General features: G+C 74.6%; 12 protein-coding genes. 6 read left to right on the top strand and 6 right to left on the bottom strand.

Features of this window, described 5'->3' with window-relative positions:
- The first annotated feature begins 287 nt into the window (after window positions 1–287).
- Together ACIQVI_RS29980 and ACIQVI_RS29975 are read left to right on the top strand one after the other, a co-directional pair.
- Window positions 288–1010 (top strand): ribonuclease HII, encoded by a 723-nt coding sequence (locus ACIQVI_RS29980; RefSeq protein WP_403601517.1) that lies wholly within the window; start codon window positions 288–290, stop codon window positions 1008–1010.
- A 104-nt stretch (window positions 1011–1114) separates the two neighbouring features.
- Window positions 1115–1747, top strand: a complete 633-nt coding sequence (locus ACIQVI_RS29975; protein WP_403601514.1) for a hypothetical protein — start codon at window positions 1115–1117, stop codon at window positions 1745–1747.
- Window positions 1748–1882: 135 nt separating this feature from the next.
- Here the strand turns inward: ACIQVI_RS29975 and ACIQVI_RS29970 are convergent, their stop codons facing one another.
- Window positions 1883–2512 (bottom strand): hypothetical protein, encoded by a 630-nt coding sequence (locus ACIQVI_RS29970; protein WP_351970125.1) that lies wholly within the window; start codon window positions 2510–2512, stop codon window positions 1883–1885.
- 346 nt (window positions 2513–2858) lie between these two features.
- On the opposite strand from ACIQVI_RS29970, the gene ACIQVI_RS29965 reads away from it, so the two are divergent.
- Complete coding sequence (locus ACIQVI_RS29965) at window positions 2859–5018, top strand: RecQ family ATP-dependent DNA helicase (RefSeq protein WP_403601510.1); 2160 nt, start codon at window positions 2859–2861, stop codon at window positions 5016–5018.
- 132 nt (window positions 5019–5150) lie between these two features.
- Window positions 5151–5756, top strand: a complete 606-nt coding sequence (locus ACIQVI_RS29960) for a response regulator transcription factor (protein ID WP_351970127.1) — start codon at window positions 5151–5153, stop codon at window positions 5754–5756.
- A 94-nt stretch (window positions 5757–5850) separates the two neighbouring features.
- Here the strand turns inward: ACIQVI_RS29960 and ACIQVI_RS29955 are convergent, their stop codons facing one another.
- The 4 genes from ACIQVI_RS29955 to ACIQVI_RS29940 all read right to left on the bottom strand — a co-directional run bounded on the left by ACIQVI_RS29955 (window position 5851) and on the right by ACIQVI_RS29940 (window position 11432).
- Entirely contained in the window at window positions 5851–7017 is a 1167-nt protein-coding gene (locus ACIQVI_RS29955) for a sensor histidine kinase (RefSeq protein ID WP_403601506.1), read from the bottom strand.
- 157 nt (window positions 7018–7174) lie between these two features.
- Window positions 7175–8800, bottom strand: coding sequence for a SagB family peptide dehydrogenase (locus ACIQVI_RS29950; protein ID WP_403601503.1), 1626 nt, complete (start codon window positions 8798–8800; stop codon window positions 7175–7177).
- Between the two features lie 41 nt (window positions 8801–8841).
- Complete coding sequence (locus ACIQVI_RS29945; RefSeq protein WP_403601500.1) at window positions 8842–11139, bottom strand: TOMM precursor leader peptide-binding protein; 2298 nt, start codon at window positions 11137–11139, stop codon at window positions 8842–8844.
- Window positions 11140–11282: 143 nt separating this feature from the next.
- Window positions 11283–11432 carry a hypothetical protein gene (locus ACIQVI_RS29940; protein ID WP_403601497.1) on the bottom strand — a complete coding sequence of 50 codons (150 nt, stop codon included), beginning with the start codon at window positions 11430–11432 and terminating at the stop codon, window positions 11283–11285.
- Window positions 11433–11639: 207 nt separating this feature from the next.
- Between ACIQVI_RS29940 and ACIQVI_RS29935 the strand changes: the two genes are divergently transcribed.
- Both ACIQVI_RS29935 and ACIQVI_RS29930 read left to right on the top strand, forming a co-directional pair.
- Window positions 11640–12461 (top strand): BTAD domain-containing putative transcriptional regulator, encoded by an 822-nt coding sequence (locus ACIQVI_RS29935; RefSeq protein WP_403601494.1) that lies wholly within the window; start codon window positions 11640–11642, stop codon window positions 12459–12461.
- A 7-nt stretch (window positions 12462–12468) separates the two neighbouring features.
- Window positions 12469–13257: a ScbR family autoregulator-binding transcription factor gene (locus ACIQVI_RS29930; protein ID WP_403601491.1), complete on the top strand. Its 789-nt coding sequence runs from the start codon at window positions 12469–12471 to the stop codon at window positions 13255–13257.
- On the opposite strand, the gene ACIQVI_RS29925 is transcribed toward ACIQVI_RS29930, so the two are convergent.
- Entirely contained in the window at window positions 13191–14726 is a 1536-nt protein-coding gene (locus ACIQVI_RS29925; protein WP_403601488.1) for an ATP-dependent DNA ligase, read from the bottom strand. The two genes, ACIQVI_RS29930 and ACIQVI_RS29925, sit on opposite strands and share 67 nt — an antisense overlap.
- Window positions 14727–14729 lie beyond the last annotated feature (3 nt).

Raw genomic sequence — 14729 nt, 5'->3', positions numbered from 1 at the left:
GGGGTCCGGTCTCGCCGGGTCCGGGGGGTGACCACCTGCCGGGCCCGGTGTTTTTTCGTGCCTTCGCGTGTGCGACTTCCCATGGGGTGATGGGGGGTTGACGCTGATCATTTCTCGGTGTCCAGGGCTTTGGCCCGACCTCTTTCCATGGTGTGCGGAAGCGAATTCCGGGGCGGCCGGAGTGCGGTGACGGCGGAGCCGGGAGACGAGGCGGCGGCGCTTTGCGGGAGCTTGGCGGGAATCCGGGTATCGCGGGCGGTCCCGGGCGGCGTAACCTGTCTGGCGCCATGCCGTACGAACCCCCCACCCACACCGTCGAGCGATCGCTCCGAGCCACCACCGGCGCCAGGATCGTCGCCGGAGTCGACGAAGTCGGGCGCGGGGCGTGGGCCGGTCCCGTCACGGTCTGCGCGGCCGTCACCGGACTGCGCCGGCCCCCCGAAGGACTCACCGACTCCAAGCTGATCACCCCCGGCCGCCGTGCCGCCCTCGCGGTGGAACTGGAGCGGTGGGTGACGGCGTACGCGCTCGGCGACGCCTCCCCGCAGGAGATCGACGACCTCGGAATGACCGCGGCGCTGCGGCTCGCGGCGGTCCGGGCCCTCGAAGGCCTCCCCGTGCGGCCCGACGCGGTGATCCTCGACGGCAAGCACGACTACCTCGGCAGCCCCTGGCGGGTCCGTACGGTGATCAAGGGCGACCAGTCCTGCGTCGCCGTGGCCGCGGCCTCCGTCCTCGCCAAGGTCCGCCGGGACGCCCTCATGGCGGAGCTGGGCGCCGGGGCCGGCGCCGGTCCGGGGGAGTACGCGCCGTACGCCTTCGGCGCCAACGCGGGCTACCCCTCGCCGGTCCACCGGGCGGCCCTCGAAGAGCTGGGCCCCACCCCGCACCACCGGCTCTCCTGGTCCTACCTGGACGCGCTGCCCCGGTGGCGCCACCTCAAGAAGGTCCGCCTCTCCGTCGAGGCGGCCGCGCTGGAGAGCGGGGGCCAACTCGGCTTCGACTTCTGAACTTCCGGTCACGGGGCCGCCGAAGGGCCGCCCACGTGTCCGGGGCGCACCTGTGCGCCCACCCGCCGGTGCCCCGCGCAGCGGCGTTTGATAGACATCCACCCATGCCTCTCATCCCCGAGGAGCCTCAGATTCACGAGAGCGCCCAGGGTCCCCGCGCCACCGCGGCCGCCGGCCGCCCCGCGTCGACCCCCCGTCCCGTACCCGGTCCGCGTTCCGCGGCCTCCCCGCGACCCGGACAGCCCGTCCCCGGACCCGCCCGGCCCGCGCCGCCCAAGCCGCGGCCCGCGCCCGGGAAGGCCCCGGCCGGTCGCACGGAGAATCGTTCCGACCAGCGGTCCGCCCCCCAGCTGCAGCTGATCCCGGCCCCCGTCGACGGCGCGCTCGACGCCGCCGAGGAGGCCCTGGACCTGCTCCTGGAGAGCGGCCGGGCCCCCGGCGAGGTCCTGCTGCTCACCACCGGCGAGCAGCACCCCTGGACGGCGCACGAGCTGTCCTTCGGCGAGGCCTCCTACTGGGCCCAGCAGGACAGCGGCGACGACGTGTTCTTCGCCGACGCCTCCGCCGTGGAGCGGGCCGCCGCCCGTCCCGTGGTGATCGTCGCCGTCAACGGCGGGGACGACGGGGCGACCGCCCGCGCCCTGCCCGCGGCGATGGCCCGCGCGGGCGCGCTGCTCGTCGTCTGCGGCGACCCGCAGCGGATCACGGAGCTCCTCGGAGCGGGCGCCGGCGTCTGACCGGCGGCCCTTTCCCCGGCCGTTCCTCCGCCGGGCCCCGAGGGGTCCGGCGGAGGCCGGTGGCGGCCGTACGACGCCCTTGTGGCGTCCGTACGCCGTCGTCCGTGCATCGTGTGTCGCGTGCCGCCCGTGCGCTCAGCGCGCGGCGGCCCGGCGCAGCGGCTCGGCCGCGCCGCTCGCGGTCCTCGGCGTGATCCGGTCGAACTCGGCCGGGCCGTCGTCGAGCGGCACGGGAAGCGAGTCGGAGCTCGGCCTGCGGCCTCCCCGGCCCTCGCCGAGCACCTGCCAGCCGCTCTTGGTCAGCGTGATGTACGCCCCGCAGCGCAGCCCGTGCAGCGTGCAGGCGTCCCGGAGCCCCCACATCCAGGCCCCGTCCTCCTCCGTCCACCGCTCGTCGCCCTCGCGGCAGTACAGCAGCACCGCGGTCCGCACCGGTGCCCGCCGCCGCAGGTCGTGCGGGATCACCCGCCGCAGGTGCGCCAGCAGCGCGTTGCGGAACTCCCAGCCGTCCGCCGGCGCGGGGCGGTGGACGAACGAGGCGCTGGCGGCGATCCGCTCCTCGTGGTCCAGGACCGCGAGGACCGCCGTCGAGGGCCTGGGTGCGTGACGGGAGTGCAGGCCGCCCACGACCTCGCGCGGATCGCCGAGCAGGGGGATCCCCGCCGCGGCCCACTCGGAGGGTTCGAGTATCCGGGCCAGGCGGCTGGCGGACCCGGACGACGATCTGAGCGAGGCGGCTGTGGGCGGAGCGAATCCGAGGGTCACGGTCCTCCCTTCGGATACGCGCCCGCTGAGCGGGCAAGGTCGGGTGAGGGCGCACCACGGCACAGTCCTTCCGGACCGCTGACGGGCCTTGTGGGGCGGTGGTCCAATTCTTGCGGGCCCGTGCGCGAGCGGCAATGAGCAATTGAGGCCGCTGACGGGAATGCGTTGGTATGCCACTCATATCCCTGCCCAGTTGCCCATTGTTCACTCCCCGTTCGTCCGCCGGTTTCCTCTCCACGCGCCGGACACCCCGCGGGCACCAGCGGAAACACGCCTTCCGCTCGTGGACGGGCCGTCACGCTGGGTGAGTTCGCCGATTGTCAGTGGCATCGGGTTGCATGGGGGCATGGACAACCTGGAGCTCCGCGCCGAAGCCGATGCCGTTCTCGCCGGGCTGGTCGGCGCCCCCGAGGGGACGGCGCGGCTGCGGGAGGACCAGTGGCTGGCGGTGGCCGCCCTGGTGGAGGAGCGGCGCCGGGCCCTGGTGGTGCAGCGCACCGGCTGGGGCAAGTCGGCGGTGTACTTCGTCGCCACCGCGCTGCTGCGCCGCCGCGGCTCGGGACCCACCGTGATCATCTCGCCGCTCCTCGCGCTCATGCGCAACCAGGTCGAGGCGGCGGAGCGGGCCGGCATCCGGGCCCGCACCATCAACTCGGCCAACCCCGAGGAGTGGGACGCGATCCACGACGAGGTCGAGCGCGGCGACACCGACGTCCTCCTCGTGAGCCCCGAGCGCCTCAACTCCGTGGACTTCCGCGAGCAGGTGCTCCCCAAGCTCGCGGTCACCACGGGCCTCCTGGTGGTCGACGAGGCGCACTGCATCTCCGACTGGGGCCACGACTTCCGCCCCGACTACCGGCGGCTGCGCACCATGCTCACCGAGCTCGCCCCCGGGGTGCCCGTCCTCGCCACCACCGCGACGGCCAACGCCCGGGTGACCGCCGACGTGGCCGAGCAGCTCGGCACCGGGGCCGGCGAGGCGCTGGTGCTGCGCGGCTCCCTGGAGCGCGAGAGCCTGCGGCTCGGCGTGGTCCGGCTGCCGGACGCCGCGCACCGGCTGGCCTGGCTCGCCGAGCACCTGGACGAGCTGCCGGGCTCCGGCATCGTCTACGCGCTGACGGTCGCCGCCGCCGAGGAGGCCACCGCCTTCCTGCGGCAGCGCGGCTTCGCGGTCGCCTCGTACACGGGCCGCACGGAGAACGCCGACCGGCTCCAGGCCGAGGCCGACCTCCAGCAGAACCGGGTCAAGGCGCTCGTGGCCACCTCCGCCCTCGGCATGGGCTTCGACAAGCCCGACCTCGGCTTCGTGATCCACCTCGGCTCCCCGTCCTCCCCGATCGCCTACTACCAGCAGGTGGGCCGGGCCGGGCGCGGCGTGGAGCACGCGGAGGTGCTGATGCTGCCGGGCAAGGAGGACGAGGCGATCTGGCGCTACTTCGCCGACACCGCCTTCCCTCCCGAGGCGCAGGTCCGCCAGACCCTGGCCGCCCTAGCCGACGCGGGACGGCCGCTGTCCGTGCCCGCCCTGGAGGCGGCGGTGGACCTGCGGCGCACCCGCCTGGAGACGATGCTCAAGGTCCTCGACGTGGACGGCGCCGTGCGCCGGGTCAAGGGCGGCTGGGAGAGCACCGGGCGGCCCTGGGCGTACGACACCGAGCGGTACGCGTGGGTGGCGCGGCAGCGGGCCGCCGAGCAGCAGGCCATGCGCGACTACGTGAGCTCCTCCGGGTGCCGGATGGAGTTCCTGCGCCGCCAGCTGGACGACGAGGGCGCGGCCCCGTGCGGCCGCTGCGACAACTGCGCGGGCGCCTGGGCCGACGCCTCCGTGTCGCAGGAGACGCTGACGGGCGCGACCCGGGAGCTGGACCGCCCGGGCGTGGAGGTCGAGCCGCGCCGGATGTGGCCGACCGGGATGCCCGCCCTGGGCATCGAGCTCAAGGGCCGCATCCCGGCGGGCGAGCAGTGCTCCACCGGGCGGGCCCTGGGGCGGCTCTCGGACATCGGCTGGGGCAACCGCCTGCGCCCCCTCCTCGCCGAGCACGCGCCCGACGGGCCGGTCCCGGACGACGTCCTCAAGGCCGCGGTGGCGGTCCTCGCCGACTGGGCGCGCTCCCCGGGCGGCTGGGCGCCGGACGTCCGGGACGCCTCCGCGCGGCCGGTGGGAGTCGTCGCCGTGCCCTCCCTGGCCCGCCCGCAGCTGGTCGGCTCCCTCGCCCGGGGCATCGCGGACATCGGCCGCCTCCCGTACCTGGGCACCCTGACGCACACCGGGCCGGACGGCGCGCACGCGGTGCGCCGCAGCAACTCCGCACAGCGCCTCAGGGCGCTCTCCGGGGCCTTCTCCGTCTCCGGGGAGCTGTCCGGCGCCCTGGCGGCCGCTCCCGGCCCCGTGCTGCTCGTGGACGACTTCACCGACTCCGGCTGGACCCTCGCCGTCGCCGCCCGGCTGCTCCGCCGGGCGGGCGCCGCGCAGGTGCTCCCGCTGGTCCTCGCCGCGGCCGGGTGACCTCCTCGGATTCCTGACACGGCGTCTAACTGGGCTTTCCGCCCTCCGAGTTCGGGTTCCGGTTGTCCGTGCAGGGCTAAGATCGACCGAAACCGAAGGGACCGCCCGCGTTTGCGGCGTCATGGGGGGACGATGGTCAGAATCCTGCTTGCCGAGGACATGCTCATGCTGCGCAGGGCCCTGGTGGCCCTGCTGGAGCTGGAGGCGGACCTCGAAGTGGTCGCCGAGGTGGACGCCGGGGACAAGGTGGTGCCCAGGGCGCTCGAAGTACGGCCCGACGTCGCGGTCCTCGACATCGACCTGCCCGGGATGGACGGCATCCGGGCCGCCGGGCTGCTGCACGAGCGGCTGCCGGAGTGCCGGACCGTGATCCTGACGAGCCTGGGACGGCCCGGCAACCTGATGCGCGCCCTCCAGGCCCACGCCTCGGGCTTCCTGCTCAAGGACGCCGACCCCTCCCAACTGGCGGCGGCGATACGGGACGTGGCGGCCGGGAAGCAGGTCATCGACCCCCAGTTGGCCGTCGCCACGCTCCAGGTCGGCGACAACCCGCTGAGTCCCCGCGAGACCGAGGTGCTCCGGCTGGCCTCCGAGGGGGAGGACGTGCCGGAGATCGCGCGGCGGCTCTTCCTGTCCGCCGGGACGGTGCGGAACTACCTGACGACCAGCGTCACCAAGCTCAACGCCCGCAACCGCATGGACGCGGTCCGCATCGCCCGGGACATGGGCTGGCTCTGAGACCGGCCCGGGAGCGGGAGCCGGAGCCGGCGCGGGAACCGGCTCCGGAGCCGACCCGTCTCCCGGGAGGGGCGGCCCGGCTCAGCGGCCCGGGTCAGCGGCCCGGGAGGGCGGCCACCTCCTGCTCGTCGTCCGGGGGCACGCAGACGCCTGCCCGCCGGGGGACCTCCGCGCTCAGCCGGAACCGGCCGTCCTCGCGCAGCCCCGACGTGAGCCGCCCGCCCAGCGCCTCCACGCGCGTGGTCATGTTGTTCAGGCCGCTGCCGCCCGTCCCGGGAACGGCCGTGTGGAAGATCGAACGCTCTTCCCCCACGCCGTCGTTGACGACCGTGATCCGCACGTGGTCGCCTTCCTCGGCCGTCTCGATCACGCAGTGCTGGGCCTTGCTGTGCTGGAGCACGTTGGTGATGCCCTCGCGGAGCACCGTCGCCAGGACCGTGTCGACGGGGCCCGGGGGCAGCTCGACTCCGGCGCGCACCTCGGTCCGTATCCCGATCGTCCGCAGCAGCGACTCGGCCGAGTCGAGCTCGCGGCGCAGGCTCATGTGCAGATAACTGCTGGCCACGGCGCGGACGTCGGCCAGGGCCTGACGGGCCGTCTGGAGTATCTCGGTGATCTCGGTCTCGGCCCGCTCCGGGTCCAGCCGGACGAGGCGCGAGGTGAGCTCGCACTTCAGGGTGATGGTCGACAGGCTGTAGCCGAGCAGGTCGTGCAGGTCGCGGGCGAAGCGCAGACGTTCCTGTGTGATGGCCAGATGGGCGAGCTCCTCGCGCGCGGTCTGCACCTCGCGGATCAGGGAGGCGAGCCGGCTCACCCCGTAGACCACGAGACCGGTGAGGGCCGTGGCGACGCAGTTGTACGCCAGCTCGCCCACGCCGAAGCCGACCGCGAACTGGAGCACCCCGGTGGACACCACGACGGCGCCGAAGGCGAACCAGCCCAGCGCGGTGCGCAGCACGAGCAGCGAGGACGCGGCGAGGAAACCGGGCATCCCCAGCCAGGCGGCGCCGAAGACGCTGAACGGCGCGTACGTCAGCAGGACCTGCGCGGCCAGCGTCCAGCGGCGGTACCGGGTCACGGCGCACGGCATGAACGAGGGGAAGGAATGGCACAGTTGCAGGCCCATCAGGACCAGCAGCAGCGCGAAGCAGGACACCAGGCCGAGCGTGGTGTAGCGGGCCTGGAGCACGTACGTGACGGCGACCGCGAAGAAGCCGCAGATCACCACCGTGGTGATGGCGACGGCGACCCGTGGCGCCATCTCCGCCTGGGGAGCCAGACCTTCCTCGAGCGGTGTGTCACGGGAGGGCGACGCTGTCCGACGCATGATGGCTCCTCGCCTGAAGACGCTCCGGTACCCGCAGCATAAGTAGTACCGGGCGCTCCGTGGCCGGAAGCACACGTTCCTCAGCGGACCGTCACTCGGTGGCCCGCGCGAGGCTGCGTCGCAGTTCCTCGGTGCAGCGGACGTGCCAGTCGTATCCGCGCACCTCCACACCGGCCGACGACGGGCCGTCCGCCCCCGGCGCGGAGGGCAGCGTGCCCAGGACGAACTCGCCCACGGCCGACTCGGTCCGCCAGTCCAGGCCGAGCGCGTGCGCGGACAGGTCGCTGTCGCCGGTGGCCAGCGCGCACGGCCCCAGACCCATCGCCGTGGACACCAGGTACAGCGTCTGCTGGAGCACCCCCACGTCCTTGAGCAGCCCGCTGTACGCGAGTCCGCTGTACTTCAGCGTCATCCGGCGGAACCGCGCCGTCATGGTGATCAGCACGTGCGGCTCGGCCGTCAGACCGGCCGTCGCGCGCGCCCCGGCCAGCAGCTCGTCCAGGCTCTCCGCCGCCATCTCCACCCGGCTCAGGGCGTGTTCCACCGGGTCGTAGTGGTAGGTGCCCCGCTCCAGGCCCGTGCACCTGCTCACCGTCAGGTACAGCTCCAGCGCGTACGCGCCGCCCGTGCTCGGGTACGGGCGGCTGGTGAGGACCGGCTCGCCGTCGTCGGACCCGAAGTCCCCCATGGACCGCACGCGCGCGGAGCGGTACAGCAGCTCGCCCAGCCGGTCCAGGTCCAGGGGGCGTTCGCCGTAGTCGCGCACCGAGCGGCGCGCCTCCAGGGCCACGGTGAAGGGCGGATCGCGGTCGAGGACCCGGTCGAGCTCGGGCACGGGCAGGGGCACCTGCCCGGGGCCCGGGTTGGGGCGGGCGACGACGGGCTCCGCCGCCAGCACCTCCGCGAAGCCGTCGGTGGCGCCCACCGGGTCGTCGTGGCGGCCCTCCCGGCTGCGGGAGTGCAGCATCAGGTCGTGCGGCGACCACGGCAGCAGCGCGGGATCGTGGTCCTCGGCGAAGGCGTACGGCTCCTTCGCGGTCGCCCCCGGGGTCCCCCTGACCACCATGCCCGACGCCTCCAGGTACGACACGGCCCGGCGCACGGTGTCCACCGGCATCCGCAGCCGCCCCGCCGCCTCCTCCGGGGTGGAGGGGCGGGCGAAGCAGCTCACCAGCCAGGCCGAGCGGGGCCGGTGCAGGACCACGCGCTGCCCGGAGAGCGGCGACTCGATGCACAGGCCGTCCTCGTGGGCGCGCATCGCGGCGAAGCGGGAGAGCCGCAGGACGGCCCCCGCGGGCGTGACGGCCGGCCGGAAGCGGGCGTACCGGGAGATCGGGACCACCGAGAGCAGCGTCCTGCCGTCCTTCGTGGCCAGCGAACGCACCAGGACGTTCTCCATGGACCGCAGGAGGGGCGCCAGGACGTCCCGCTCCGGGCTCCCCGGCCCGTCCGGCGCGCTGATGCCCGCCACCACGTTGTCCAGCGACACCGGTCCGTACGACAGGCGCTCCAGGGCGAGGAGGACCACCGGGTCCGTGATCGGCAGGCGGGTCTCGCCCCAGCGGGTCGACAGCAGCGCCGCCCCGTCGGGGAAGCCGCTCGCCCGCGGGTTCCCGGTGGGCTCGTCGGGCAGTTCCAGCAGGGTGTCCTGGCGCAGTGACCACAACTCGACCGGACCGGATTCCGACCCGGCGGGGGGCCATGGGGATGGGGACACGGCTCAGGACCTCTCTTGCGGGAACGCGGGGTTCTACGGAGTCAAAGGAACAGCGGGACCGGGTTGAGGTCCTCGTAGCGGGTGGGGGCGGACAGCCGGCCGAGCCGCACCGGGACGTCGTAGAGCCGCCCCGGACCGAACCGCGTCCAGAAGGTCCGCAGCCCCGGCACGACCACCTTCACCACCGGCAGCCCGACGTCGGGGCGCGTCTGGTCGAGGACCAGCAGCTCCATGCCGTGCGCGGCGACGAGCTCCCCGATCGCCGCCACGTCCTCCCGCAGGTCCCCGCGGCGGACGGACGCGCGGGAGCCGGGGACGGCGACCGGGAGCGCCGGATCGGGCAGCAGATAGGGCTGGTTCGCCACGGTGGCGCCCTGCCACCAGGACAGCGCGGCCGGGTCGTCGCAGGAGTACCCGGTGCCGTCCGCCCGCACCCGCGCCACGGGCGGCAGCATCTGGTTGACCTCCGCCAGCGCCCGGCGCAGCGCGAGCCGGGGGTCGAAGTGCGCGCCGAACCCCAGCGTGATGTCCTCCCCGGGCTTGTCGGTGCGCCGCGAGAGCGCCGCGAAGACCGGGACGCCGAGGTCGCTGGTGAGGTCCAGGGCCCACAGCTCCCGGTGCAGGCCGGCGTGGCCCTCCCGCACCTCGCGGATCCACGGCTCGTCGAACGCCCCCAGGTCGACCGCCGGCTGCCGGGTGCGGTTGTACCACCACAGGCCGACGGCGTCCCGCTCGACCAGCTCCAGGAAGCCCTGGACGATCGCGTCCTCGACGCAACTGCCCGCCGCGGAGCCGTTGGAGTTCGCCGAGGCGAACCGGCTCCCGGGGGTGCGGGGGGCGTTGTAGTACAGCATCGACGTCGGCAGCAGCCGCTGCCCGCCCCCGGTCAGCGACCACACCGGCGTCCAGTCCAGCGGTACGGAGTCGTCGACGGGCTCGCAGATCCGGTGCGCCGGGCCGTGCGCGGCGTTCCACGCCTCCCGGTCCTCGAACTGGCGCGGGTGGAAGAGCTGCACCTCGTCCGGGTGCACGGCGCGGTCGGCGACCTCCCGGTAGGAGGCGCGGAGCGTCGGCTCGTCGCCCTGGAAGAAGCCGCTGTGCCGCTCGACCGCCTCGCACAGGGCGCTGACCCGGGCGTGCAGCGCCGTGGTGCCCTTGCCGGAGCTGGTGCTGCGCAGCCCCGCCCGCACGGAGGAGAGCCCGTCCGGCGCGTGCACCGGATTGTGCCCGGCGTGGAAGCAGTTGAGGAACTCGGGGCCGCGGCTGTCGCGCCGCACCTCCTTGACGACGCCGGTCAGCGGATCCACCAGGTGCCCGTACCGGCGCAGCATCTCCTCCGGCGGCAGCCACCGGTCGCCGCAGTCCACGGCCGCCTTGGGGCGGCTGCGCAGGACCGGCGGGGTGCCGGCCCGGCGGGCGACGATCCCGGGGTCCCCGCACGCCGGGCACTGCGGGCGGCGGCGCACGGGATGGTGGCGGCCCTCCAGGGTGAGCGTGTCGAGCCGCCATATGGCGTCCTGGCCGGGATGCCGGTGCCCGGCGAGCCACTTGACGGCCTCCAGGGCCGCCAGGTGCAGCCCGGCGGCGCGGCCCGCGGCCAGCGACGAGGGCGGGGTGAAGGCGCGCCGGCCCAGCGCCCGGTCCAGATAGGTCTCGGCCGGGCGGTTGCGGCGCAGCGCGTCCGTGACGCAGGTCCAGCAGGGGCCCTCGCCCGGCCGGAACACCGGCCCGATCCACGGCTGTTCGCCCACGAACCGGACCAGCAGCCACGGCACCCCGGAGGCACGGTGGGCGGCGTCGACCGCGCCGAGCGCCGGGTCGGTGTAGTCGTCGCAGACGACGAGGGCGAGACCGGGAGCGGCGGCGGCGCCCGTGCCGCTCGCGGTGTCCGGACGGTGCAGCCTGACGCCCGACGCCGCGAGCGCGTCGGACAGTTCCGCGACGCTCGCGCGGCTCGTCTCCCCGACGCCGACGACCTCCACCGGGGTACCGGCGGTGCGCCGGGTGGCGGCCGCGCCGTCCATCCCGGCCAGCTCCCAGAACGCCCGCTCGGCGGCCGGTCCCGCCGCCGACGGGTCCCGGTCGTCGAGCAGTCCGGCCGTCAGCAGCCCGGAGACGATCCTCTCCGCCTGCTGCGCGGGGATCGTCCGCCCCGCGTCGGCCACCAGCCGGTCGCGGCTGCGGGTCCCGTCGAGCAGGGGCGCGAGGGCGGTGACGCCCTGGCCCCGCAGCGCCGTCACGCCGCGTTCCGACACGAGGTACACCCCCTCACCGGGGACGACCTCCGCCTTGAGGTGGGGTTTGAAGGCGAGACCCGGTCTGCCGGTCCGTTCATCCATCACTGTTTCCCCCTTGACGCGTGGAACGGGAACTTTCGCTTCGGCGTGCGTACGCGTCGCGCGCCCGGGCCGTTCGGTCACGGTCACGGAACGGCCGGCGGGCGCGCGGCGACGGTGGAACTCCGGAACGCTTTCCCGGCGCCTCAGTCGCCGTAGACGTCGACCCAGCAGATGCAGGTTCCCGGCCGGAACTGCTCGGCGGTCTGCGGGACCAGCTCCTCCACGACCAGTTCCTCGTACACGGCGGGAGTGGTGGCGACGGCGGCGGTGGCGACTGCGTGCGTGATGTTCATGACTCCCCCTCGGACGGTTCCGCCGCACCCTGCGGCGGTGGCAGGAGTCTGTCCCCCGGCCGAGGGCCCTGGGCAGGTGCCTGGCTCATGAGCCTTCCGTGAAGTTCTCATGGTCGTTCCGGGTGTGCCTCACCCCCGCCCGAGGAGCCCTGCACTGGCCCTGGAGAACGCCTTTTGGAAGCCTCGACGGAGTGGAGAGGAGAAGCGATGGACCTGAAGGTTCTCGGTATGTTCGACGTACGGGTGGGCGGTGTTCCGGTGGCACCGTCCGCGTCGAAACCGCGCCAGCTGCTGGCCACCCTCGCGGTGCACGCGGGCCAGGTCGTGTCCGTGGGCGCGCTGATCGGTGAGCTGTGGGGGGCGAAACCGCCGAGGAGCGCCCAGGCGACGCTGCAGACGTACGTGATGCAGCTGCGCGGAGCCGTCGGCACGGCCCTCGAAGCCGGCGGCGGGTCCGCCGGGGACGCGAAGCGGATCCTGGTGACGCGGCCCGGCGGATACCTGCTCGACCGGGGGAACGGCACCAGCGACGCCCAGGAGTTCGAGCGCCTGTCCGGCACGGCCTTCCAGGCCCTCGCCGACCGCGACGACGACACGGCGGCGCGGGCCCTGCGCGCGGCGCTCGGACTGTGGAGGGGCCCCGCCTTCGGGGACGTCCAGGCCGGGGCGCTCCTCGCCCTGGAGGCCAGGCGGCTGGAGGAGGCGCGCCTGTGCGTGCAGGAGCACCGCATCGAGCTGGACCTGCGGCAGGGCCGCCACCGCGAACTCATCGGGGAACTGAGCGTGTTGGTGCAGCAGCACCGCACCCACGAGAACCTGCACGCGCACCTGATGCTCGCGCTGTACCGCTCCAGCCGGCGCACCGAGGCGCTCGGCGTCTACCAGCGGCTGCGGGGCACCCTGGTCCACGAACTCGGCCTGGAGCCCTCGGAACAGCTCCGCGAGCTCCAGCACGCGGTGCTCACCGCCTCGCCCAAGCTCCTCGACGTGCCGGAGGCGGACGGCCGCCGTCTCATACGGGTGGGGTGAGGGGACGATGCAGGAGCGATCCGAGCGCACCCGGGCCCGGCTCGTCGCCGCCGCCGCGGAGCTCTTCGACCGGTACGGGTACGCCGAGGCGCGACTGGGGGACATCAGCCGGGCCGCCGGGGTGACCAAGGGGGCGCTGTACTTCCACTTCGAGAGCAAGCAGGAACTGGCCGCGGCGGTCCAGGAGAGCGGCTGCCTGCTCCTCGACGAGACGGTCCTCGCCCTCCGCCGCGACGGGCGGCCGGCGCTGCAGTCGCTGATCGACACCACCCACGCCCTGGCCGTATGGGCGACGGGTGAGCCGGTCGTGCGGGCCAGCTTCCGGCTCGGGCGCGAACGCGCCGACGGGGAGAGACCGGTGCTCAACTACCACCTGGTGTGCGTGGCGGCGGCGGGGCGGCTGCTCGCGCGGGCCGCCGAGGAGGGAGCGTTGCGGCGCGGCGTGGCGGAGGACGCCGCACGGACGCTCGTGGCGGGGATGATCGCCGGGATCGAGGCGGCCGCGTGGAGCGGCGCCCCGTACCCGGAGCTCTCCTCCTGCCTGGGCGAGGCCTGGACACTGGTGCTCCGGGCGGTCGCGGAGGAGGGGGCGGCGCGGGGGCTGCGCACCGCCCCGCCCCCGGGCCCGACGGCGGGTCCGACGGCGGGCCCGGATCCGGTGGTGGACCTGGATCCGACGATGGACCTGGATCCGAGGGTGGGCCCGGATCCGGCGGTGGGCCCGGCGGGTCAGGGCAGCAGGGCCGTCACCGTCTCCACCGTGTCCGCGTCCGCGGGGAGCTTGTCCTCGCGGTAGCGGACCACGCGGGCGAAGCGGAGGGTGACGCCCGCCGGGTAGCGGGTGGAGCGCTGGACGCCGTCGAAGGCGATCTCGACGACCAGCTCGGGTCGTACGGCGACCCCCCAGGGCTCCTCCGTGACCGTCAGCTTCCGCAGCCGCTCGGTCTGCCAGGCGAGCAGGGCGTCGGTCAGGCCCTTGAACGTCTTGCCCAGCATGGCGAAGGAGCCGTCGGCCGTCCGCGCGCCCAGGTGCAGGTTGGAGAGCGTCCCGGTGCGCCGGCCGTGGCCCCACTCGGCGCCCAGGACCACCAGGTCCAGGGTGTGCACCGGCTTCACCTTCAGCCAGGAGGTGCCCCGGCGCCCCGCGCTGTAGACCGCGTCGAGGGACTTCACGACCACGCCCTCGTGGCCTCGCTCCAGCGCCCCGGCGGCGAACGCCGTCGCCGCCGCGCGCTGCTCCGGGTCGGCGGGGTCGGCCACCACGAGCCGGCGCACGCGCTGCGCCTCGGGCACCAGCCGGTCGAGCAGCGCCCGCCGTTCGGCGGCCGGGGTGGCGAGCAGGTCCTCGCCGTCGGCGTACAGCACCTCGAAGAAGACCGGGGAGAGCGGCACCGCCGTCTGCGCGCCGGCCACGTCGAGGGTGGAGCCGGTCCGTCCGGACGTCTCCTGGAAGGGCCGGGGCCGCCCCCGCTCGTCGAAGGCCAGCAGCTCCCCGTCGAGCACCACCTGGCGCACCGGCAGCGCGCGGGCCAGCGCCACCACCTCGGGGGTCCGGCCGGTGATGTCGGCGAGCGTACGGGTGAAGACGCGCACCTCGTCGCCGTCGCGGTGCACCTGGATGCGGATGCCGTCGAGCTTCTCCTCCAGGGCGCAGGGGCCCGTCCGGTCGAGGGCCTCGTCGACGTCCTTGGCGGTGTGGGCCAGCATCGGCAGGACCGGGCGCCCCACCGTGAGCCGGAACCCGGTGAGGGCGGACGGGCCCTCGGCGAGCAGCACTTCGGCGACGGCGGCCGGCGAACCGCTCAGCATGACCGCCTGCCGGACGTCGGCGACCGGCGCCCCGGCGGCCGAGGCGAGGCCCTCCACGGCCACGGCGTCGAGGGCGCCCTGCCGCAACTCGCCGCTGATCAGCCGGAAGAGGAACAGCTGCTCCTCCTCGGTGGCGGCGCCCATCAGCTCGTCGAGGAGCCGCTTGCGCTCGCCCTGGGCGCCCTTGCCGGACACGGCGGCGATCCGGCCGAGGAGCGCGTCGACCTCCCGCACCCCGAGCCGCGGCTCGGCGGCGGGCTCCCGCCGCTCCTTGAGGGTGTTCCAGCCGACGCCGATCCTGCGCTGCGGCAGCCGTCCGGCCATGTACATGATCACGATGGGGGCGTCCGCCGGTTCGGCCGCCCGGAACAGCTCGGCCAGCAGCGCGACCTTCTCCGTGCGCGCGGAGGCGGCGCCGATGTCCCGGGACGCCCGTGCGATGTCGGCGAGTCTCATGCG

It is taken from the genome of Streptomyces sp. NPDC098101, from assembly GCF_044760185.1.
Classification (GTDB): Bacteria; Actinomycetota; Actinomycetes; order Streptomycetales; family Streptomycetaceae; genus Streptomyces.
Note: the sequence above shows the minus strand (reverse complement) of the source record. Positions and strands in the feature narration are given on the sequence as shown.